The following is a 22,259-nucleotide window of genomic DNA, read 5'->3' on the forward strand; positions in this document are numbered from 1 at the left end:
TTTTATTTTCACATTTTTTCCAAAAGAAGTGCTCTTTCTTCTATATATTACTATCTGATTTGAAAGTAAACAACGCAATTTTTCCGCAAGATTTTGTCGTTATTTTTGTAATCATTGTTTATTTCAATTAACTTGTCGACTGAAAGGATCGCTTATGGATTACATCCTCATGCTATCCTAACTACAACCAGTCCCTATTCACAAACATCTTTCTTCCACCATACAGATAGGCTAAAAACGTAAAAATGACAATCAAGCCGAGGCTGTAAGGCTCAACTCTGGGTGCATAAGTCGCTGTTTGCGGCATCATAATATAATAAGGAATCGTAAAAGGAAACCACGCACCTATGGAAGAGTGAAAGCCCGTTATGACAATATTAGGAACCACACAACAAATAGACATTCCCAAAGAAGCTCCAAAATTCCGAATTTTTATCGAGAGCATAAGCTGTAGTGCTGCCAGGGGAAAAATCCCGATCCACCCTCCCAAGCCGGTAGAAAGAACGACAGACCAAGGGATTTCTCCTGGAGCACCTGCTATATTTCCACTTACAAAATAGCCCAATATAAATATAAGCTGATCAAGACCCAGTATGAGAATGAGCAATATATATTTTGCATAATAAATTTGCTGACGAGGATACGGGCTGCTTAATAAAATCTTCCATCCCCCATCCCGATGCTCATACGCACACAAAAGAGAAGCGATAATTCCACAATAGAGTGGATAAAAAAACATAGAGTGAAATTGCGCTGAATACGTATATAAAGTTAACCAGCTGGGCGAAAAAAACTGTTTCAAATCGTTCAGCTCCAGGACTCCCATTAAAGAATTTATGACCGCATCCAATATAATGAGAATCCATACCATGATCCATTGAAGCTTTATCGTCTCTACGCGTAAAATAGAGCCCATGTATCTTCTCCTCTCTATTTGAATTCATGCTTGGTAAACTGTAATGTACCAAGTCCCGTAAAGATGACTCCCGCACTTAAAGCAACGATTACCCAAATCATGTGTTCCTTCATTAGAGGACTTGATAGGGCAGGGTACGACCAAGGCAATATTTTAATCCACAGAATACTTGTGCGTGCCAAAAACAAGCTTGCAATAGAGCCGAATATACCAAACGCTAATGGGAATGCCTGATTAGTGAAAAGTGTAGACAGCCAAAGTTGAATTGCAAGTACTGGTAGGGTAGCCAAACTTGCATTAATCGGCTGTAACAGCATGATCCGCCAAGGAATGGGTTCGTTTGTATATAACACCCAGATGAGGCTCATACCTGCTACAGTGATCAAGGCGGTACCCAACTGCAGAATCACGATCCATACAATTTTGGATAAATAGATATAGCTTCTGGGAACAGGCATGACCATAAGCTGCTTCCATGTTTGAGTATCATGCTCTGTACCGGCCATAATGCTCGCCAAAAGTGTACCGCCAAGCAGCATCACAAACGAAAGGAACATAAACATAACGGCAAAACCAGCATAGACACCTCCTGGTCCTTGCCGAAAGTAAAGATACCATTCCACGGCAGTCATACCTGTAAGTACACACCCCTGTATAAGAGGAATCCACCAGCATATTTTCTTCAGCTTAAGCCCCTCTGACTTTATAACCCGGAGTATCATAAGCTTCGCTCCTTACCTGTCAGCTCCAGGAATATCTCCTCCAATGTTTTTTTCTTCTCTGTGACCCGATAAATGGGATGATTGTGTTCCACAAGCACCTTGATCATCTCCGAAGATTGTTGCCGATCTACAATAGGAGTCACGACCTCATTTTGTTCAATTGATTCAGCTCCAGCTGTCCATCCATGCTGAATCAGTGCACCGGCAGCCAGAACAGGATCTGGGGTTTCAATGAATAATTGAGGCTTGCTTTTGGCGGTGAGTTCCTTCATCGTTCCCTGGAAGATCATTTCACCCTGATTAATAATTCCTACATAGGTTGCAATCTGCTCAATTTCGCTTAATAAATGGCTCGAAACCAGTACCGTCATTCCGTAAGCACCAGGGAGGCTCATAATTAACTCCCGAATTTCCTGAATACCAGATGGGTCCAAACCATTCGTCGGTTCATCAAGTATCAATAATTTGGGGTTGGCAATAAGCGCCATAGCAATCCCCAGTCTTTGTCGCATCCCCAAGGAATATCCTTTTACCGGACGATACGCATCCTTGGTTAATCTCACTAAATCCAGCACTTCATGAATTCTTCGGGTCGGCAGTCCACGCATGGTTGTAACGATTTCCAAATTTCGATATGCGGATAAATGGGCATAATAGGCAGGTGATTCAACCAAGGAACCAACATCTTTTAATATTTCCATACGCTGATCCTTCAGCTTTTTCCCAAAAATCTCAATTTCTCCGGAGGTGGATTTAATCAGCCCAAGTAGCATACGAATCGTGGTTGTTTTACCCGCCCCATTAGGTCCCAAAAACCCATAAATTTGTTGTCCAGGTACCTGGAGATTTATTCGTTTTACAAATTCCCGCTTTCCAAAACGCCTAGTTAGCTGCTGTGTATGTATTACATATTCAGACACTTCCTGATCTCCTCTCGACTTCTAATGCTGAAGTTTAAGTTACATACAGTTTACTGAAGTAAAGTTAACATCAAGTAAACAGTCCCTAAACAACAGGCAAAAAAATCGAGCACACTGCAAAATGTGAGATTCGATGTTACAAAGTTAGTTGTTTAGCGGCAGTGAAATCTCCATCCTTGTACCCGCTTTACTGCCTGAAAGGATATGAAGCGTTCCGTTGTGCGCTTCAATAAAGCTTTTGGCAATAGGTATTCCATGCCCTTCGGAGTGAGATACCTGCTTACACTCATTAGGATTCATTCCTATTCCATCATCTTCGATAGAAATATGAAGCTTATCGTTCTCTTTGTTCACTTCCATGGAAACGTGTGTACCTGGAGGATTATGAATGATGGCGTTAATCAAAAAATTCTGCAGCGCTCTGCCTAATAGCTTGCTATCGAAGGACATAATACAAGTCGCCTCCATGGACGTAAAAGAAAATTCGTATTGCTCAGCCGAAGGATGGTTAGCGATATCTATGACTGCACTACGGAGAAACTCCACAATGTCCTCCTTCTCCAATTGGACGGGCAGTGGACTTTCCTTAAGCTGCATAGAAGCATTCAAATCCTGAATCAACTGCTTCATTTCAGTCACTTTCTCACTGATACTCATACTAAAGCTTCTTCTTTCTTCATCGGACCAATCATACTCTTGAGCAGTCAGCATGGCCGCATATCCTTCAATATAAGATAATGGTGTTTTGAGATCATGGCTGACACCTGCTACCCACTGCTGTTTTCGTTTCTCTAATTCCACTCTCTCTTCCTCATTGCTGCGCAATTGAGACGATAAGATGTTCATTTGTTCAAAAACTTCTTTATACAATTGATACGGAGGTTTATAGCTATTTTTCTGATTTTTTTTGCGCTCCGGTAGTTCCAGTTCACTTAGCGGTGCTTGGAATTCCCCCGTCGCAATATTTCCAATCCATTTAATTACATACACCAAAGGTTTGCCTATATACCATCCGTAGGCAGCTATGAACACAACACTCTGCACGATACCAAGTCCTGTCCAGAATAGATTAATATTTATATTTTGAGATGCTCCAAATATACTTTTTATAAAAATATATAAGATCGTGCAAATAACAAAACATAGGACATAGGCCAGTACAAAACATAACGTTACTTTCATAAAACGGAAGGACATCTTAACCAGAGAGTTCATCCTCATTCCTCCATCTTGACTGACATCATTTTATAACCAAGCCCCCTTACATTGATTAAAGATTGCGGGTGCTTGGGATCAGGTTCTATTTTTTTCCGCAAACGGGAGATATGAATCACTACGGTCTTCTCATCACCCAAGAAGGCCTCGCTCCATATCGCCTCGTAAAGCTGCCGTACACTGAAAATACGGTTAGGGTGCTTGCACAAAAATACCAGCAGCAGCCATTCACGTGCCGGACACTCGACCTGCTTGTCCTCCACATACAACACACCGGATTCCAGTTCCAGTCGAAAATATCCAAAATCTAAAGTGCGTAAGGTCGGTTTCATGGCCACTGTCGAAACTTTCCGATATTTCATTCGTGCCTTCATACGGGCAACGACTTCCAGCGGGTTAAACGGTTTGGTAATATAGTCGTCTCCTCCGATACCGAACCCCATTAATTTGTCTAGATCTGTATCTCTTGCTGTCAAAAAAAGAATAGGGGCATCCGTATATAGACGCATTTGACGACATATCTCAAACCCATCGCTATCAGGCAGCATGACATCAAGTACAATCACATCTATATGAGATTCCATCACGACTTGCAGCGCTTCCCGCCCCGTTGCAGCATGCTTAACTTGAAGGAACCCTTCTTTTTTTAACACCGTTGTCAGCATATCCCGCAATCCCTGCTCATCGTCTACTATAAGTACTGCAATTTCTTCCATAACCCAAGGTTCTCCATTCTTTTTTTACATTTTTTACTTTCATTATAAAAGCAAACGGGCAGAATTTAAATCGAGTTCCATCACATATCGTTCATCCCCGTGAATATACTTAATAACCAACAAGGCCAAACTGTGCCGTGTATCCACTTGGGGGGGTGCCTAATAATGCCAGAACCACGCCAGCCATATTCATTCGTCGTATCCCGCGAAGATTGGTCGCTGCATCGCAAAGGGTACCAGGACCAGCAACGTCATCAGCAGAAGGTCAAAGATGTCATTAAGCAAAATCTACCCGATCTGATAACGGAAGAAAATATTATTATGTCGGACGGTCAACAGATTATTAAAGTGCCGATTCGCAGCCTGGATGAATATCGCTTCATTTATAACTATCAAAAGCAAAAGCATGTAGGCCAAGGGGATGGAGATAGTCAGGTGGGAGATGTCATCGGGCGTGATTCTGCCTCCCAGAAGCCTGGTAAAGGTGAGAAAGCCGGCGACCAGCCGGGACACGATATTATGGAAACGGAAGTCAGCATAGAAGAGCTGGAAGATATGCTGTTCGAGGAAATGGAATTGCCGAATTTACAGCAAAAAGACAAGGATCAAATTGAGGTTGAATCTATCGTGTTCAATGATATACGTAAAAAAGGCATGCAAGCGAACATTGACAAGAAACGAACCATTCTCGAAAATCTACGCCGCAACGCCCGTGAAGGGAAGCCCGGCATTCATCATATTAGTCCGGACGATCTTCGTTACAAGACATGGGAAGAGAAGACCATTCCCCAATCCAACGCGGTCATTATAGCCATGATGGACACCTCAGGCTCAATGGGCGCTTTTGAAAAATATTGTGCTCGCAGCTTCTTTTTCTGGATGACCCGCTTTTTGCGCCGTCAGTATGAAAAGGTGGAAATTGTCTTTCTCGCGCATCATACCGAGGCTAAAGAGGTTACGGAAGAAGAATTTTTTACCCGCGGAGAAAGTGGCGGCACGATCTGCTCTTCCGCTTATTTGAAAGCCCTAGAGATTATCGATAAACGATATCCTCCTTCCAGCTACAATATTTATCCCTTCCATTTCTCGGATGGCGATAACCTGACCTCGGACAATGAGCGGTGCGTGAAGCTAATCGAGGAACTTATAAAGCGGAGCAATATGTTCGGCTATGGCGAAGTGAATCAATATAATCGCAGCAGCACGTTGATGTCAGCCTACAAGAATATTAAAAAGGATCAGTTTATGTACTATGTCATCAAGGAGAAAGGTGAGGTATACCAAGCCTTACGCACCTTTTTTCGCAAACGGGAAGGGGGAACGGTGGGATGAGCACCGACCAGAAGGAGCTAGAATATGCGATATCAGAAATTATGGAGATTGCAGATGGATTCGGGCTCGACTACTACCCGATGCGATATGAGATTTGTCCGGCGGATATTGTTTATACGTTCGGAGCCTATGGTATGCCCACGCGCTTCAGCCACTGGAGTTTTGGAAAAACGTTTCACAAGATGAAAATGCAGTACGATTTTGGATTGAGCAAAATTTATGAGCTGGTCATTAACTCCAATCCCTGCTATGCCTTCCTGCTGGAAGGAAATTCTTTGGTGCAAAATAAACTAATTGTCGCTCATGTACTGGCACACTGTGATTTTTTCAAACACAACGCCCGCTTTTCAGCTTCTAATCGCAATATGGTGGAGAGTATGTCGGCCACAGCAGATCGAATCAACAGCTATGAAATGGAATATGGTTCAAAGACTGTTGAATCCTTCATTGACTCTGTACTGGCGATACAGGAGCATGTAGACCCACAGCTTATCAAACCAAGGCATCTGGATAAACAGCGCTATATGGAACTCAAAATCAAGGAGCAAAAAGAACCCAAAAAACACCAGCGTCCCATCGGACCTTACGATGATCTGTGGTCACTGGACACAGTAAAGCAGCATGATTCGGCCGAGACCGAGGGTATTAAGGTACGCCAGTTCCCACCGGAACCTGAAAAAGATATCGTCTGGTTTATTCAGGAATTCTCCGAGGTACTGGAGGACTGGCAGCGAGATATTATGACGATGCTGCGGGACGAAATGCTATATTTCTGGCCCCAAATGGAGACCAAAATCATGAATGAAGGCTGGGCCTCCTATTGGCACCAGCGGATTGTCAGGGAACTGGATTTGACCGGGGAGGAAACCGTTGAATTTGCGATGCTGAACGCTTCTGTCGTACAGCCTTCCAAGCAAAGCCTGAACCCGTACTATTTGGGACTGAAAATATTTGAGGATATTGAAAAACGTTGGGATAACCCAACCCGTGAGGAGCAAGAGCGACAAGGGCGCAAACCGGGCGAGGGTCGAGCTAAAATGTTCGAGGTGCGAGAGTTTGACTCAGACACCTCTTTTATACGCAATTACATGACCAAGAAGCTGACAGAGGATTTGGATCTGTACGTGTTTGAGAAACGAGGACCTGATTGGAAAATTACCGATAAATCCTGGGAAAACATACGGGATCAGCTCGTGTTTTCACGTGTGAATGGAGGCTCCCCTTATATCGTCGTCGAGGATGGAGATTACCTGCATACGGGCGAGTTGAAGCTCAAGCACCAGTACGAAGGCATTGAGCTAGATTTAAAATATATGGAGCGCACGCTTCCGTATGTATATCAGCTGTGGGGGCGCACCGTTCATTTGGAAACGATGATTGAGGGTAAGCTCGCCTTATTCTCATATGACGGTAAGAAGCATCATCGTAAATTTGTATAGTCATGCATCAATTTCATAATACCTCTAGCTGCTTCAATTAAAACTAGATATAGATCAAAATGTTTTAATTTGTCTATTTCTAGTTACAACCATCAAACTTTAATGAGTTATGAAATTGATTCTCATATAAAATCAATAGCCAGTCTGCATTTAAAAAGGCGCATTCCGAACAAACGGATATACGCCTTTTACTACTTTTCCTTAAATTCGACGATATAGCTTTGATTGAGCTGTTTTCCACCTTCCGAAATGTTCTGGTACATGGATAAAAACCGGGCGGATGGGCTCCATACCGTTGGGCTGTCATAGGATTGGATATTGGTCGTAACCGGAGTGGTTTTACCCGTGGACTGGTCAAATACATACAGCCCTCTCATGCCTTGCTGATCCTCATCATAAATGGAAAAAGCAAGCTTGGACCCGTCACTGGACCAGCTTCCACGACTCATTAAAGTACCTTGCCCGACAATTCCTTTCTCTTTGCCCTGTTCATCCAAAATGATCATACGGGCTGGTTCGGATGTATTCCATTTCCGCTTTTCAATGGCAATAGACTTACCGTCAGGCGACACGGCAAAGGACATGGCACCCTCTGCAATGGTCACAGCCTGAGGATGATTAAGGGTGAACCGATTCAGCACTGGATACCCTTGTTTATCACTGCCTGTATAAAATATGGCGTTACCCACTTTTTCAACATGAGACATCAATTCAGAGCGATTCGGATCTTGAAAATTCAATTCTTCAGCTTTGCCGTCCAGACCAATCAGTCGGATTTTACCATCCGGTGTGCCTGTAATGAGATGATTCTCATCGCTCCAGCTCACTTCGTTAGTCATATCCAACTTGCCAATCGATGTAACCTTACCACTGCTTAGTTCCAAAATGTAGCCCTGAATATCATATTTGCTGTTGGGGCTACCTTCAGTAAAGAAGACATGGCGCTGATCCGGTGATACCACAGCAAGTAACTGTGGAGCTTTACGACCTGGTGTTAAAATCCGCTCCTTGTCTGTCTCTACATTATGAATCCACAGCTGGGTTTTACGCTCCACAATCAGCTCTTCGTCACTCAGCCAAGACCTCGCGTAGACATCCCCCAGCCTGTCGATAGACGATACCACCAGCTCGTCCGTTACTTGCTGCTGGGCTGCATCCGTGTCAATCACAGTAAGCTGTTGGCCCGGTTTCATACCGAATGCTGGATTTGTCTCTCCTGCGCTCTTCATGCCACAACCGCTGAGCAATCCTCCGGCGATTAAGCCGGTCATAAGCAGCCCAGTGGCTTTCTGTCTGAAAATTCTTGTACGGGAATCTTCGCGATGAGAGGAACCGTTCTTTTGCCCATAGCTGTCTATGTTTTTCTTTATCATGTACAACGGCCTCCTTGTTAACGATACCCCCAGTTTAATGCCCGAACATCTCATGAATACATCGAATTGTTTCCAAATTGTAAACAAGACACCATTCTAGCCCTGTGCTAACAGTTGGCCGTTTACAGGGAGCCATCGTGAACCAAGAGAGGGAGTCTAAGCGAAAATTCATTTCCACTTACATTTGTATGCCTGTTGTCATTTTCCAAGCTACTATAATCTGAAGCTGTAAGCTGCAACTCTCCCCCCATGCGCTCCGCCAGTCTGCGTGCCAGAGGAAGACCGAGTCCCGTACCGCTGTCCTGACGAGATCGATCACGACTTAAAGTAGCAAACGGCTCAAAAATCATGTCCCATTGCTCCCTAGGAATCCACGGACCGGAATTGCGTACATACACAATCACAGTGTCCTGTTCTACCCGATTCGATAACGTAATCCATCCACCGTCTTGATTATACTTTACTGCATTATCCAGCAAATTTAGTACAATATGCATCAGATGCTTAGGGTCTCCCCACACCTGGGCTGGAACGGTATCTATCGAAAAATCCAGTCTACGCGCTGCCGCTTTTCCTCGAATATGGCTCCCCGCATCTTCCAGTAACGAATGCAGTTCCACAACCTCCGTATGCAATTCAAAATCATATTTATCCAGCACAGATAGCCGCAGCGAGTCCTCGACAAGCTCGTATAACCGTTTTGTTTCCTTACTGATGCTTTCTCTCGCTTCACGCACCAGTTCAGGATCATCCCCATACATATCCAGTAAATCAGCATAAGCTTGAATAGAGGTTAACGGGGTCTTTAGTTCATGACTGATATTTCCAATAAAAGATTTTTGCTGCTGCTCTAGCTCTCTCAAACGCTGAACCGTTTCTTCCAGCCGAAGCTTTTCGTTTTCCAGCGCGGTAATGCTCTCCCGGATCACATGGCTCATCTGGAGCATTCCTTCATCCAGTCTTCCCAGCTCATCCTGCCGCCGAAGCAGTCTGGCTTCCGGATAATGCCCTGCCGATATCTGTTCAGAAGCGCGAGTTAGTCTTCCGATGTCCCTCGTCTGGCGGCTGACATAGCCTAAACCTAAGATAAAGCTCAATACCAGCACCGCACCCCCCGTCCATAGAAACAAGTGGGCAATGGCCCGGTAGAACTGCTGCTGCGCTTCTATTGAGCTGTGAAGCTGTACCACTCCCAGTAAGCCGTCCGGACCTTGAAGCGGAGCCAAATAAGTGATTGCGCTTCCTTCCGTAATGTATGCAATTTTGCCTTGGATCGCATAGGAGAGCGCCTGGCTGACATCTGTTCTAAAAGCCAGCGGTAGAGAATTGCCAACCTCATGCCCTTGACCATCATATAAAATAACGCGCATATTACTGGATACGCCCAGTTCCACTGCGAGCCCAGGTGCCTGCTTCTTCATAAAGTCTTCCGGTGATTGGCGCACTCCCAACAGGTAAGACTGTTTTACACGCATTTCTACAATTTCGGCCTGACGCTTTAAGCTGCGTTCCATTTGGTCTGTCTGGTTAGCGCGAATACCAGTAAGCACGAGCCAGCTCAGCACACCGACAGTAAACAGCAGCAAAGCCGCCAGTACCAGCGGAAATTTCCAACGCAGGCTCAAGCCTGTAGGTTTGCGTTTGCGCTTCTGCTGGTGGGTGGACCGCAAGCTTCCTTGCTGATGGAGTGAATGATGTTCGTTCACGTCATTTTCTCTGCCTTATAGCCGATACCATACACGGTCTGCAATATCGCCTGATGCGGCTCAAGCTTCTTGCGCAAACGCTGGATATGAATATCCACCGTCCGCGTTCCGCCCACATAATCGAAGCTCCATACCTGCTCCAGCAGCTCGTCCCGTGTATACACCCTTCCGGCATGAGACACCAACAGCGCCAGCACATCAAACTCCTTGGGGGTCAGATCCAGCGCTATGGCTCCAAGTTTAGCTGTTCGGCTGGACGGACGTACCCGTAATGGGCCGAGTACCATTTCTGTTCCTTCCGGGGCAGGTGCTCCTTCTCGCTCCAGTCTCCGTACCAATGCTTTAATACGAGCGAGCAGCTCCCTCAGATCAAACGGTTTGCTCATAAAATCGTCCGCACCCAGCTCCAGTCCGAGTACCTTATCAACGATATCGTTTTTGGCCGTCAGCAGTAAAATACCGATGCCCTTCCGACTTTCCAAACGGCGGCACACCTCATATCCACCCAGTTTGGGCATCATCACATCCAATATGAGCACATCCGGATGGAACAAACGTATTTTTTCCAAGGCGTCCTCCCCGTCAACGGCGGTTTCCACCAAAAAACCCTCTCGCTTTAACGCATAAGCCAGCGCATTTCGAATGCTCGCCTCATCGTCCGCTATCAGTATTTTTTTATCCATGTCCTGCCCTCCCTGCTTTCGCTTCATTTTATTTTACGCTCCTGGCGACAAAGGGCAAGCCCGCGGCCTGAACTTATGTTACTGCAACTTTCCATAGCGCTATCGTTACACTTTGTCCCTTTTTAATGTCAAGGAAATATGACGCAGTATAAACATCTCTTCCCTCACTGCCTTGCGCTTTGAAGTGTCTTACCTGTCCGTATATGCTAAAATACTCCCGTATCGGCTATTCGCCTACAGGAGGGCATGATCATGAAACATTCTATTTTGATCGTAGAAGACGAAGAGAAGATTGCCCGGCTTCTAGAGATCGAGCTTCAATTTGAAGGCTATCAAGTATGTAAAGAAAAAAACGGAATTGATGGGTTGGAAACGTATTGCAAAGGCAATTGGGATCTAGTATTGCTGGATATTATGATTCCCGGTCTCAATGGCATCGAGCTACTTCGGAGGATTCGTAAGCATGATGCGAACGTTCCTGTCATTTTGCTGACGGCTAAAAGTTCCATTGCAGATAAGGTCGAGGGGCTCGATTTGGGAGCCAATGATTATGTTACCAAACCGTTTGTGATCGAAGAGCTGCTTGCACGTGTACGGGCCGCACTCAGAGTGGGTGCAACGAAAGACATGGCTCCACAAGTGGTAGATCAATGGCTTAGTGCCGGAGATTTACGTCTCCATGAAGGTACTCGTGAAGTTCTTCGAGGAGAGCACAACATTGAGCTTACACCGCGAGAATTTGACTTGCTCGTTCATTTACTTAGACACCAGCGACAGGTACTTAGCCGCGAACAATTACTGGAAAATGTATGGGGTATAGATTATATGGGCGATACCAATGTGGTCGATGTGTATATTCGCTACGTGCGCAATAAAATCGACCCTACGCGCCAGCTCCCTGAGATGATCCACACTGTACGCGGAATTGGTTATGTTCTGAAGGAATCCTTATGAAGCTACAAAACAAAATCCATACGTATACCTCGTTATTATTCGGGATTTTACTTGTGGCCATTCATTTCTCAGTCTATTTCCTATTCAGCCAACTTTCGATAGACAGTCGAAAAGACCAGGTAGAGGCCGCAGCAGAGAACATGATTCGTGGGATTCAACGTGCTCCGGTATCCGTAGCCGCTGAGGATCTTCTCCGAGCCTATGTACCGCTGGATGGCATGCTTCGGCTAATGAAACCAGAAGGCGACTTTCTTCCCCCTATCACCTCTTCTTCCGAGCAATCTCTTAGCTTGATGAAGGGCGTTTTTGATGAAACACGGCAGGTTCGCATCATTACCTATGAAAGCAACCGTTACATTCTTGTATCGCTCCCCATGATTTGGACCAATGGCGAGGTTGTCAATCTCCAGGTGACCGAAAGTCTGCAACCGACGATGCAGACGCTACAGGTACTCAGAATCGTACTTGTTGCTGTCACTGGCATTGCGCTCATTCCTGTCGTGGTATCGGGAAGACTGCTCGGCAGACTGATTACACGTCCCATTACATCTATGATTAGCACGATGAAAGAAATTCAGCGCAGCGGGAAATTTAAACGTCTTCCGCTCCATTCATCATCACGCGACGAACTTGTCGAAATGGGTGAAACATTTAATGACATGATTGAACTGCTGGAGCGAAATTTCGTCAGGCAAGAACAATTTGTATCTAATGCGTCCCATGAATTGAAGACGCCGCTCACCATTATTGAAAGTTATGCCAGCCTGCTCAAACGGCGGGGGTTGCAGCATCCCAAGATTTTTGCCGAATCCGTTGAAGCGATCCATTCCGAGACGATCCGAATGAAGGACATGGCAGAGCAGCTTCTTTTGTTGGCCAGAAACGAAGAACAGTGGAATGTCGTGCTGGAGCCTGTACGCCTGACCAGAATAGCGACAGAATTAAAGACTACATTTGAAAATGCGTTCGCCCGACAAATTCAACTGGATGTACAGGCAGACTGCAATGGCTATACCGATGAAAATAAGCTGAAGCAGCTCCTATTTATCTTTTTGGATAATGCACACAAATACAGTGACGAGCCGATATACCTGATGATTGATACCGTGGACGGTACAACTCAACCCTGCATAAAAATCACAGATCAAGGAATTGGAATCCCGGAAGAAAAGTTATCTAAAGTATTCGACCGCTTCTATCGTGTGGATGAAGCCAGAAGCCGCGAGGAAGGTGGGACTGGACTAGGCTTATCATTGGCTACAGGAATTGCACAAGCTATACATGCTCAAATTGGGCTAGAAAGTGTAGAGGGAAGCGGAACAACTGCAACGATCATCCTCCCTGCCGTTCCAAAATAATAAGCCAAAGGAGGAAATAACGATGAAAGCCATCTATGTGTGGATGATTGGGGGTACGCTGGCGGCTGTGTTGATTACAATTTGCCTTTTACAGTGGCCTTGGGCACGGTCGTTAGCAGCTTCTCCATTGGAAGAAAAGGCCGTCATCCAATCCATTTTGCATCAGTATCCCGGCGAGGTGCTTGAATCCCAACGCTTGGGTGATTTTTATCTGATCAGGCTGGAACACGCTAAAGGCAAGTACGACATAAAGGCCAATGCCTATAACGGTGTCATCGAATCCATTAAGCGGACACAGGCTTATACAGATGCGAAGCAGGAGCCCCAGAACCACAAGCCCGGTACCTCACCAACCAGAGACACATCGAATCCAACTAATAAACCTGACCCAGCCTCTCTCGTCATTACGGAGAAAGAAGCAGCCAAGCTTGCTGCCCAAGCAGTTAACGGAACATCCGATGATATTGAGCTTCATCGCAACGACAAAGGCCTCTACTATCTGGTTGAGGTGGAGGTAAAAGATGGGCGTGAAGCAGTAGTACAGGTCAATGCAGTATCGGGCTCTATTGACTCTATAACTTGGGAAAAAGAAAAACAGGAGCACGACGAATCATGACGATTTGACGATCATCTTAGCTCATGTTTCTCATGGTTTTCTCATGATTCTATTATGTTCCTCTCATGTTCAAGAGATAAGCTGTATTCATGCTTATAGCACAAGGAGGAATGATGTAATGAAAAAAAATTATACATTAGGAATTATGGCAGCCACGGTTCTGCTTGGAGTTACGGTTACGGGTGTCTCAGCGAGTGCCGTATGGGCCGCTAAACCTACGGGTCTTATTGGAGCGACCGCCGCTGCCAACATTGCCAAGAAAGCTGTGGGGAATAATGCACAAGTTGAAGATGTCGAACTGGAGCGCAAAAACGGAAAGGTCTACTATGAGGTGGATCTCCAACAAGGAGATAAAGATTGGGATATAGATGTTGATGCTTATACTGGGAAAACCATCCGTTCCCATTCTGAGCTTGATCATGACTCCAATGACGAGTCCATCCTTAACAAGCCAAATCACATCACCCTGACTGAAAAGCAGGCTGGGCAAATTGCGCTTAAACACGTGCCCGGGAGTACCCTTTTGTCTTCTAAATTGGATAAGGAAGATGGACAGTTCATCTACGAGGTAAAGGTACTCACCAACGAAGGAACCGTTGAACTTGAAATCCATGCATCATCTGGCACAATCGTGGATACAGACGAAGATGTTGACAACGAATATTATCACCCAGGTCAATAATCAGGGTAACTAAATACAGAGCTAATTAAAACGGAGCAGCGAACTTTCGCTGCTCCGTTTTTTTTGACCCATGTGACACAAGAAAAGAACGAAGATAGCTTCATAAAACTGCACCTATTATTTCCTTATGAATAGACTGATAACTAACAGAGGATTACCTTGTTCTTCAATTCAAAGTCAAGTGAGGTTCTTATGGCGAAATCCTATACTAAAGCACAGATTCGCAAAATCACCCGTCGTTTCGGCCTGATTCCATTAAAATCAAGCTTAGTCTCATCATTATACCGAAAAAATGCAGTGATCCAGGTGAAAACGAAAAAAGGAACTTATGCATTAAAACCTTTTAGTCGTACAAAGATGGTCCGTTCAAATACGATTCAACAGATGGAACGAGCTGCGAGCCATATAAGGCTTTTGAAAAAGAGAAAGTATACCTACATGCCCGCATGGCTCCCCATTCATTCCGGCAAGTTATGGACTCTATATCAAGGAACGCCATTTTATGTAAGCCAGTGGGTCAAAGGACGGGGACTGGAGACCGCTGAAGATTTCGAAAAACTGGGGCGGGCACTTGCCACACTTCACGCCACCTCCACCGGCTTGCATCGGATGGATAAAGTAAAGTCTCCTCCGACCATTCAACAATTGCGGATATGGAAAAACCAGGATCGTCTTTTTCAAAGAAAAATGATAAAAAACAGTCGCCATGATAAAACGTACCGCAACTGGTACAATGCTCACGGCGAAAACTGCAAACGTTTATCCAGGCGAGCATGGAAGGATTTGCAGGATGCATCCATCATAAGGCTACTTCGGATGGAACATCGGCACCCCTCCTTGATACACAGTGATATCACTACCCCAAATGTCATTATTTCGGATGATGGTCATCTCAAAATCATTGATTGGGATCGGGTTAAGATCGGCTCAGTCTATGCTGATTTGGCAAAGGCCCTTATGAATACGACTCAATTCAATCCTGAATTTGTGCAGTCCTTGCTGAAGGGATACCAAAAACGCAAGCCACTAAGCCGAACTGAACGGAAGATTGTTACGGCTTTATATAAACTACCACGAGAAGCCTGGCATGCTTCCCGACACCCGCACCGTTCAAGAGATCGTGAAATCCTGGACCATTGGGATCAGTCGTGGCCTCTTCGATTACAAATCATCCATATTTTGCAGGAGTGGGCTCATGTATAAAAGAAAGTGAGGAGCAAAATGTCGATTTTATCGAACGTTGAGCAGATGTATGGAATCAAAATTCAGCGTACCCGTCAAATGAAGGACATTCACAAGATTGAGACCGCTAATACGACTTATTGCTTAAAACCCTACAAATTCCCGGAAGAAGAGATCCGTTTTATTACACGTGTCTTGTCCTACCTGGATGAGCGCGGGTTTACACGCAGCCAAAAGGTCTATCCAACAGTACAACAAACGGCTTACATGACCTATGAAGGTGTTTCGTATACATTAACCAATTGGGTTCATGGACTCAGACCAGAATTCACAAAAAGAATAGACTTCAAAAAGGGAATTGCTACTTTAGCCAAATTCCATTCCAGTGCCATGGGCTTTCCTGTCACTGAAGCTCCGCCATCCAGAATCCGTTATGAAGGCTTGAGCGATGAAATAGCTGGATACAAAAAACGCCTCATCCCATACAGAGGCACAGCACATCTCGTAGCTCTTTGTGAAGAAGTGTCCCATCGTCTACAGCAGCCCAAAGTTAGAGAAGCCATTGCTCGGGAGCAAAAAGCCGCCGCATTTATACACGGCGACTATAATTATCCCAATCTGATTAAAGACAAACAGCTCAAAATCCATTTGATCGACTTTGAAAATTGCTCCCTACATGTAAGGATGAAAGATCTCTCCCATCTTCTTCATCGGAATTGTCTTTGGAATGGGACAAAGATGCTGCGCGCGATAGATTACTATCAACGATATCGTCCATTGAGCACCCATGATTTGCATCTGCTTCACGCACTATTGATCTCTCCCTATCATGTGGTCCGCAATATCAGAATAGGCGGCTTCCGTTCTGCCAAACGAGTCATTCCCTCGTTCGTTCATTTGAACAAATACCGACGTGAACTCAGATCACTATTATAATCGGTCAGCTTGGAACTAAACAAAAAAACAGACCCGATGAAACGGTCTGTTTTTTTGTGTTCTGACAACAACTACAGGAAAAGCGCATGCCGCTAAAGCCAATCGACTTGCTAACTGTACCGGTACAATCAAAAATTTATAGCATTGTAAACAGCACTTCCCCCTTCTACAATGATGCTAAGACTCAATGCTCAATGGTTTCGAGAAGAGAATCTGGGAAACTAACAACAATAGAGGTGACTGTACATGTACACCATGACAAAAGAAGAAATAAAAGCTTATTTAAACAGAATCGGAATTCCCGAAATTCAACCTCCTACCCTTCCCTATTTAGTTGAGCTGCATAAGGCTCATGTAAAACATCTTTCATGGCAAACATTGGACATTTATGCAAGGAAGCCGGCAGCCATTGGTTTTCAAGAATCCATTCAACTCATTCTACATGGGAGAAGTGGTTATTGTTTTCATCTGAATGGTGCCTTTAGTGCACTACTATATTCACTAGGGTACAAAGTTTCTCTGCATCGTGCCGGGGTACAACCTCTGGGAGCTGAACCACGCATTAATTCATTTCATCTTGGACTAACAGTGAACTTGCTAAATGAGCAACATGAAGATGAAGTATGGATTGTTGATGTCGGGCTGGGCGATATGCCATATGAGCCTCTTCCACTCCGTATGGGAACTTATGAACAGGCTCCTCTTCATTATAAAGTCATGGAATCCGGAGTTGTTACAAAAGGTTGGCGGTTAGAGCATGACTCGCTTGCTTCATTTGTTGGCGTTGATTTTGCTCCTGCGGTTGTTCAGGATTTGGAAGAATTCATGCCGAAACATCATTTCTATAGCCGCTCAGCGGAATCTCCATGGTTTAACCTATTTCTGATTCGGCAAAGGCAAGCATTAGAGGCGAATGAACTCAGAGGATGTATTTGGAAAAAACGCGGGCTAAACGGTTTGGAAAAAATAGAGCTGGATCAGAAATCGCAGTGGCTGGAAGTGTTGGCAGATGTATTTGGCGAGCCGCTCGTTAACTACAGTCACCAGGAACGGGACGAGTTATGGAAAAGAGTACTTGCGGCTCATATGGAATGGAAAAAGTCTATGACTGAATCGTTATAGCAGTGAAGCCTCCAACGTAAGGATAGCCTTCAAGCCACATCTTACACCTTTAGCATTTCCGAGGAATGTTGCAGCATTTCCAATTCCTTCACCATGTTTTCGATCAGCTTTGTGAACGAAGCCAATTCCTCTGAGCTGGAGGCCTGTTGCCGGGCACTGGCTGTTGTTGCAGCGGTTTCGGATTGCACACTGTCAAGCATACGGGCAATATCCAGCACCTTGCGCTGAATTTGCTCCTGTGCTTGCTTCGAATTAGATGCAAGCTTTCGCACCTCCTGTGCCACAATTTGAAACCCGCGCCCTGCTTCCTGCGCATGGGCAGCCTCAATCGCCGCATTCAGTCCCAGCAGATGAGTCTGATCGGACAGTTCCCGGATCGTACCGCTCATCTGCTCAATATGCTTAATCTCGTCACTCAAATGCTGTACCAATTTCTCTGTATGTTCCTGCGAAGAAGCAGTGTTGCAGGCACTCTCCGCGATATTATCCGTATTTTCCCTAAGCTCAGCAATCATTCCGGTCAAATTTTGCGCAATTCGGGACACAACGGTCAGCACCTGCGTTTGTTCGTCGGCCAGCTCGTTAATTTGTTCCTTTTCCTTTTCCTGATAAGCTTCCAGTACAAGCTGGGAATCCAGGTTGAACATTTTGGAAAGAGCATGCACAATAGAAAACCAGTCCTCTATCCCCGAACGCTTTAAAATGTCGACTGCAATATCAAGATAAGCAATGTACGTGCCCAAATAATAATCGGAAGACAATCCGATTCGGGAATGTACCTGCCCCACAAAAAGACGGTGTTCGATAAACTGATCATCTATTTTTCCATCTGCGAGAGAAAGCCAGTATTCACGTTGTGTTTGTTTTAGTCGTTCAATATTCGACCATTTGGAAATAATCGACATGAGATGCGGAACCTTTTCTACATGCTCATAAAACCGATCTACCACCTTATTCACAATAGATTGGAATAGTCCCTGATAATGATGCAATAAAGCCAAATCATCATCAGTAATACCAATATATTGTATCTGTTTTAATCTACTCTCCGCGACATGAATCATAAGTTCCTCCAAATAATAGTTTACATAGATTTTACATTACCATATTTATCGGCAACTTTTTAGAAAATGTTAAAAAAGCAGAAGATTAATTATGATTTTTTTCATAGCAATTTCAGAAAAAAAAAATATAAACTCAACTGCTTAATGATACAAAAAAAGAATTCGGCAGCACCTGAAATCCCCTGTGCTTGCCGAATTCCCGCTAGGAAACACGTTCATCGGATACCTCACAACCGTATGACACCATCCAGATCAATCCATAGTTTCACCATGCTGTACTTATTTATTATTTCGTCTTACCGATTCAGGAGGCTACCTACATACCTTAACAGATCGTTAGCGCTGGCTCCTGTGTAGCCATGCTCCTCAATCAGTCGTTTAATCACCTCATTCATCCGTTTGAGCTGATTAGCGTCAGGCGTTTTGGTTGAAGTCGTAATCTTCACAATATCCTTCAAATCGGCGAACAGCTTCTTCTCAATGGCTTCTCGCAGCCGATCATGATGATGATACTCAAACTTCCGTCCCTTGCGAGAATACGCAGAAATACGGATTAATATTTCTTCACGGAATGCCTTTTTCGCATTTTCCGATACCCCGATTTGCTCCTCAATAGAGCGCATGAGCCGCTCATCCGGGTCGAGTTCCTCATCTGTGAGCGGATCGCGAATTTTCGCCCAATTGCAAAAAGCTTCGATGTTATCCAAATAGTTGTCAAACAGCGTCTTGGCTGATTCCTCGAAAGAGTACACAAAGGCCTTCTGCACTTCTTTTTTCGCCAATTCGTCATACTCCTTACGAGCCACGGAAATGAAATTCAGATAGCGCTCCCGTTCTTCCTTTGTGATGGAGGCATGTTGATCCAGACCATCCTTGATTGCTCGTAAAATGTCCAGGGCATTGATGGATTCCACATTTTGCTTAATCAATGCACTAGAAATGCGATTAATGACGTACCGCGGGTCTACCCCGGACATACCTTCCTCCAGAAACTCACTTTGCATTTCTTTCAGATCGGCTTCCTTGTATCCTTCGACCTCTTCACCGTCATACATGCGCATCTTTTTGACCAGATCCATCCCCTGTTTCTTCGTCTCCTTCAAGCGGGTAAGCACGGAGAAAATGGCAGCCGTACGCAGCGCATGAGGCGCAATGTGGATATGTCTCATATCACTTTGTTTAATGAGCTTGGCGTAAATCTTTTCTTCTTCAGACACCTTCAGGTTATAAGGAATCGGCATTACAATCATCCTTGATTGCAATGCCTCGTTCTTTTTGTTTGCAATGAAACTTTTATACTCGGATTCATTGGTGTGAGCCACGATCATCTCATCTGCACTGATGAGCGCAAACCGTCCGGCCTTGAAATTCCCCTCTTGGGTCAGAGAAAGCAAATTCCACAAAAACTTCTCATCGCATTTCAGCATTTCCTGAAACTCCATCAGTCCACGATTTGCTTTGTTCAACTCTCCGTCAAACCGATACGCACGCGGGTCGGATTCCGAACCATACTCCGTAATCGTGGAAAAGTCGATGCTGCCCGTCAAATCAGCTATATCCTGTGACTTCGGATCAGAAGGGCTGAACGTACCAATACCAATCCGGTTTTCTTCTGATATAAACACCCGCTCCACGCGGACCTTTTCAATATCGCCATCAAATTCTGTGCGCAATCTCATCTGGCAGGATGGGCAGAGATTACCTTCAATCCGTACACCCAGCTCCTTTTCAAAATCGGGACGCAGCTCATGGGGAATCAGATGAAGCGGGTCCTCATGCATCGGGCAGCCTTCAATCGCGTACACGGCTCCCTGATCCGTTCTCGAAAATTTCTCCAGGCCACGCTTTAGCAACGTGACCAGTGTCGATTTCCCCCCACTGACGGGTCCCATCAAAAGAAGGATACGCTTGCGCACATCGAGTCGCCTGGCTGAGGAATGGAAATATTCCTCCACCAACTTTTCCAGCGCTCGATCCAGTCCGAAGATCTCCTGCTCAAAAAATTTATATCGCTTATGTCCCCCAACCTCTTCTACACCAAAAGATTCAATCATCTTGTAAACCCGTGCATGAGCTGTCATCGCCGGCGTCGGGTCTTTCTTGAGTATCTCAATATACTCTCTAAAAGTGCCGCTCCAGGCCAGACGGTTGTTTTCCGCCCGGTACTCCGCAACGCGTTCAAAAATATTCATGCTCGGTTCCTCCCATGACTGCGTAATGACTATCCTCCACTCCGGATGATTATGGCTACACTCGTCACGCCTTTCAGGATATGATGCAATCCCCTTAAAAAAAGTGTAATACATACCTATGCAGATTGATTTCAGAATTGACCTATTTTTTGTGACAGGTCTCTCTGCTTTATCGAAAAAACCAAGGGATACACTGTGCTAAAATATACAACAACGACGCGGACCTGACGCATTATGGTACAATATAAGCTCGGAATAATGGGATAAAGGAGCGGGAGAAGTCATGGCGGTTCGGCATGAGACGGAGCTGTACGCTCCGGTGAAAGCCTTTTTTGAGAGCTTGGGATATGAAGTCAAAGGAGAGGTGCGCAACTGCGATTTGGTGGGTATCAAGCCAGGGCAACAGACACCACTGATTGTAGAGATCAAAAAGACGTTTAACCTGGCGCTTGTGCTGCAAGGCATGCAGCGTTTGAAACTAAGCAGCAATGTATATGTGGCTGTAGAACGGAATCGTGCCAAAAAAGGGGCCGTGAATCAGCGCTGGAACGAACTGGTGGGACTGTGCCGCCAGTTAGGACTTGGCTTGCTTACCGTCACCCATTTCAAAACGAAGCCGCCGCTCGTTGAGGTACTGTGTAACCCTGCGCTACCTAGCGACAATGCCCGCAATGCAGCAGCGGTACGCCCGGGCTCGCGCAAGGAAAAGCTACTGCGGGAATTTCACGCACGCAGCGGTGACCACAATACTGGCGGCAGCACCCGACGCAAGCTGGTCACTGCCTATCGGGAAAAAGCGCTGCGCGTAGCGGCAGCCTTGCAGAGCTTGGGGGAAGCCGCTCCGGCGCAGCTCGCTCGCATAGCAGCCGTCAGCACAGCTGCTGCCGTGCTTCAGCATAACTACTACGGCTGGTTTGAGCGCGTATCCCGCGGCCGCTATCGACTGACTCCGTTTGGCGAAGCTGCCCTGAACGAGTATGCGGCAGTACTGCAAGAACATGGCATTAAAACGGCCGCTGGAATGGACGCAGAGCTTGACGAGGACAGTGGACAGCGCCAGATTGCGGAAGCGCCAATCACTTACTCCACCGTTGCTGCGGAAACGGTGGATGACTGACATGGGGCGATGGT

At 45.4% G+C, this 22,259-nt stretch carries 20 protein-coding genes; 10 read left to right on the top strand and 10 right to left on the bottom strand.

Annotation, left to right across the window (positions count from 1 at the left end; genetic code table 11):
• Positions 1–181 precede the first annotated feature (181 nt).
• From ACEN8J_RS14555 to ACEN8J_RS14575, 5 genes are all read right to left on the bottom strand, one after another.
• A complete protein-coding gene (locus ACEN8J_RS14555; RefSeq protein WP_029516537.1) occupies positions 182–916 on the bottom strand; it encodes an ABC transporter permease in 735 nt (244 codons plus the stop codon).
• Between the two features lie 14 nt (positions 917–930).
• Positions 931–1,638, bottom strand: coding sequence for an ABC transporter permease (locus ACEN8J_RS14560; protein ID WP_025723953.1), 708 nt, complete (start codon positions 1,636–1,638; stop codon positions 931–933).
• Positions 1,635–2,558: an ABC transporter ATP-binding protein gene (locus ACEN8J_RS14565; protein WP_190298922.1), complete on the bottom strand. Its 924-nt coding sequence runs from the start codon at positions 2,556–2,558 to the stop codon at positions 1,635–1,637. The genes ACEN8J_RS14560 and ACEN8J_RS14565 overlap by 4 nt, the downstream gene beginning before the upstream one ends.
• A gap of 144 nt (positions 2,559–2,702) precedes the next feature.
• The gene (locus tag ACEN8J_RS14570) at positions 2,703–3,773 is read right to left on the bottom strand and encodes a sensor histidine kinase (protein ID WP_322251397.1); all 1,071 of its coding nucleotides are present in this window, start codon (positions 3,771–3,773) and stop codon (positions 2,703–2,705) included.
• A gap of 2 nt (positions 3,774–3,775) precedes the next feature.
• Positions 3,776–4,489, bottom strand: a complete 714-nt coding sequence (locus ACEN8J_RS14575) for a response regulator transcription factor (RefSeq protein WP_340931772.1) — start codon at positions 4,487–4,489, stop codon at positions 3,776–3,778.
• Between the two features lie 165 nt (positions 4,490–4,654).
• Between ACEN8J_RS14575 and yhbH the strand changes: the two genes are divergently transcribed.
• Both yhbH and ACEN8J_RS14585 read left to right on the top strand, forming a co-directional pair.
• Positions 4,655–5,821, top strand: coding sequence for a sporulation protein YhbH (yhbH, locus tag ACEN8J_RS14580; RefSeq protein ID WP_029516533.1), 1,167 nt, complete (start codon positions 4,655–4,657; stop codon positions 5,819–5,821).
• The gene (locus ACEN8J_RS14585; protein WP_069012807.1) at positions 5,818–7,260 is read left to right on the top strand and encodes a SpoVR family protein; all 1,443 of its coding nucleotides are present in this window, start codon (positions 5,818–5,820) and stop codon (positions 7,258–7,260) included. The genes yhbH and ACEN8J_RS14585 overlap by 4 nt, the downstream gene beginning before the upstream one ends.
• Before the next feature lie 191 nt (positions 7,261–7,451).
• Here the strand turns inward: ACEN8J_RS14585 and ACEN8J_RS14590 are convergent, their stop codons facing one another.
• The 3 genes from ACEN8J_RS14590 to ACEN8J_RS14600 form a co-directional block, all read right to left on the bottom strand.
• Positions 7,452–8,633 carry a TolB-like translocation protein gene (locus tag ACEN8J_RS14590; RefSeq protein WP_342434998.1) on the bottom strand — a complete coding sequence of 394 codons (1,182 nt, stop codon included), beginning with the start codon at positions 8,631–8,633 and terminating at the stop codon, positions 7,452–7,454.
• A 122-nt stretch (positions 8,634–8,755) separates the two neighbouring features.
• Positions 8,756–10,339, bottom strand: coding sequence for a sensor histidine kinase (locus ACEN8J_RS14595; protein WP_209949845.1), 1,584 nt, complete (start codon positions 10,337–10,339; stop codon positions 8,756–8,758).
• Complete coding sequence (locus tag ACEN8J_RS14600) at positions 10,336–11,022, bottom strand: response regulator transcription factor (RefSeq protein WP_495593627.1); 687 nt, start codon at positions 11,020–11,022, stop codon at positions 10,336–10,338. Before ACEN8J_RS14600 ends, ACEN8J_RS14595 begins: the two co-directional genes overlap by 4 nt.
• Before the next feature lie 252 nt (positions 11,023–11,274).
• Here ACEN8J_RS14600 and ACEN8J_RS14605 point away from each other — a divergent pair, with 252 nt between their 5' ends.
• The 7 genes from ACEN8J_RS14605 to ACEN8J_RS14635 all read left to right on the top strand — a co-directional run bounded on the left by ACEN8J_RS14605 (position 11,275) and on the right by ACEN8J_RS14635 (position 17,872).
• Positions 11,275–11,976 (top strand): response regulator transcription factor, encoded by a 702-nt coding sequence (locus ACEN8J_RS14605; RefSeq protein WP_342434997.1) that lies wholly within the window; start codon positions 11,275–11,277, stop codon positions 11,974–11,976.
• Positions 11,973–13,334 carry a sensor histidine kinase gene (locus ACEN8J_RS14610; protein ID WP_495593628.1) on the top strand — a complete coding sequence of 454 codons (1,362 nt, stop codon included), beginning with the start codon at positions 11,973–11,975 and terminating at the stop codon, positions 13,332–13,334. The genes ACEN8J_RS14605 and ACEN8J_RS14610 overlap by 4 nt, the downstream gene beginning before the upstream one ends.
• 22 nt (positions 13,335–13,356) lie before the next feature.
• Positions 13,357–13,950 (top strand): PepSY domain-containing protein, encoded by a 594-nt coding sequence (locus ACEN8J_RS14615; protein WP_495593629.1) that lies wholly within the window; start codon positions 13,357–13,359, stop codon positions 13,948–13,950.
• A 118-nt stretch (positions 13,951–14,068) separates the two neighbouring features.
• Positions 14,069–14,632, top strand: coding sequence for a PepSY domain-containing protein (locus ACEN8J_RS14620; RefSeq protein WP_318626818.1), 564 nt, complete (start codon positions 14,069–14,071; stop codon positions 14,630–14,632).
• Between the two features lie 192 nt (positions 14,633–14,824).
• The gene (locus ACEN8J_RS14625; RefSeq protein WP_318626819.1) at positions 14,825–15,835 is read left to right on the top strand and encodes an aminoglycoside phosphotransferase family protein; all 1,011 of its coding nucleotides are present in this window, start codon (positions 14,825–14,827) and stop codon (positions 15,833–15,835) included.
• A gap of 18 nt (positions 15,836–15,853) precedes the next feature.
• Positions 15,854–16,750, top strand: a complete 897-nt coding sequence (locus ACEN8J_RS14630) for an aminoglycoside phosphotransferase family protein (protein ID WP_069012818.1) — start codon at positions 15,854–15,856, stop codon at positions 16,748–16,750.
• Positions 16,751–16,996: 246 nt separating this feature from the next.
• On the top strand, positions 16,997–17,872 hold the full coding sequence (locus tag ACEN8J_RS14635; protein WP_495593630.1) for an arylamine N-acetyltransferase family protein: 876 nt from the start codon (positions 16,997–16,999) through the stop codon (positions 17,870–17,872).
• Between the two features lie 41 nt (positions 17,873–17,913).
• Here the strand turns inward: ACEN8J_RS14635 and ACEN8J_RS14640 are convergent, their stop codons facing one another.
• Positions 17,914–18,936, bottom strand: coding sequence for a protoglobin domain-containing protein (locus ACEN8J_RS14640; protein ID WP_340884852.1), 1,023 nt, complete (start codon positions 18,934–18,936; stop codon positions 17,914–17,916).
• 296 nt (positions 18,937–19,232) lie between these two features.
• On the bottom strand, positions 19,233–21,128 hold the full coding sequence (locus ACEN8J_RS14645; RefSeq protein WP_029516521.1) for a PrkA family serine protein kinase: 1,896 nt from the start codon (positions 21,126–21,128) through the stop codon (positions 19,233–19,235).
• Between the two features lie 283 nt (positions 21,129–21,411).
• On the opposite strand from ACEN8J_RS14645, the gene ACEN8J_RS14650 reads away from it, so the two are divergent.
• Positions 21,412–22,245 carry a DUF2161 domain-containing phosphodiesterase gene (locus ACEN8J_RS14650; RefSeq protein ID WP_209949853.1) on the top strand — a complete coding sequence of 278 codons (834 nt, stop codon included), beginning with the start codon at positions 21,412–21,414 and terminating at the stop codon, positions 22,243–22,245.
• Positions 22,246–22,259: the final 14 nt, after the last annotated feature.

The organism is Paenibacillus sp. Paensp38 (assembly GCF_059491915.1).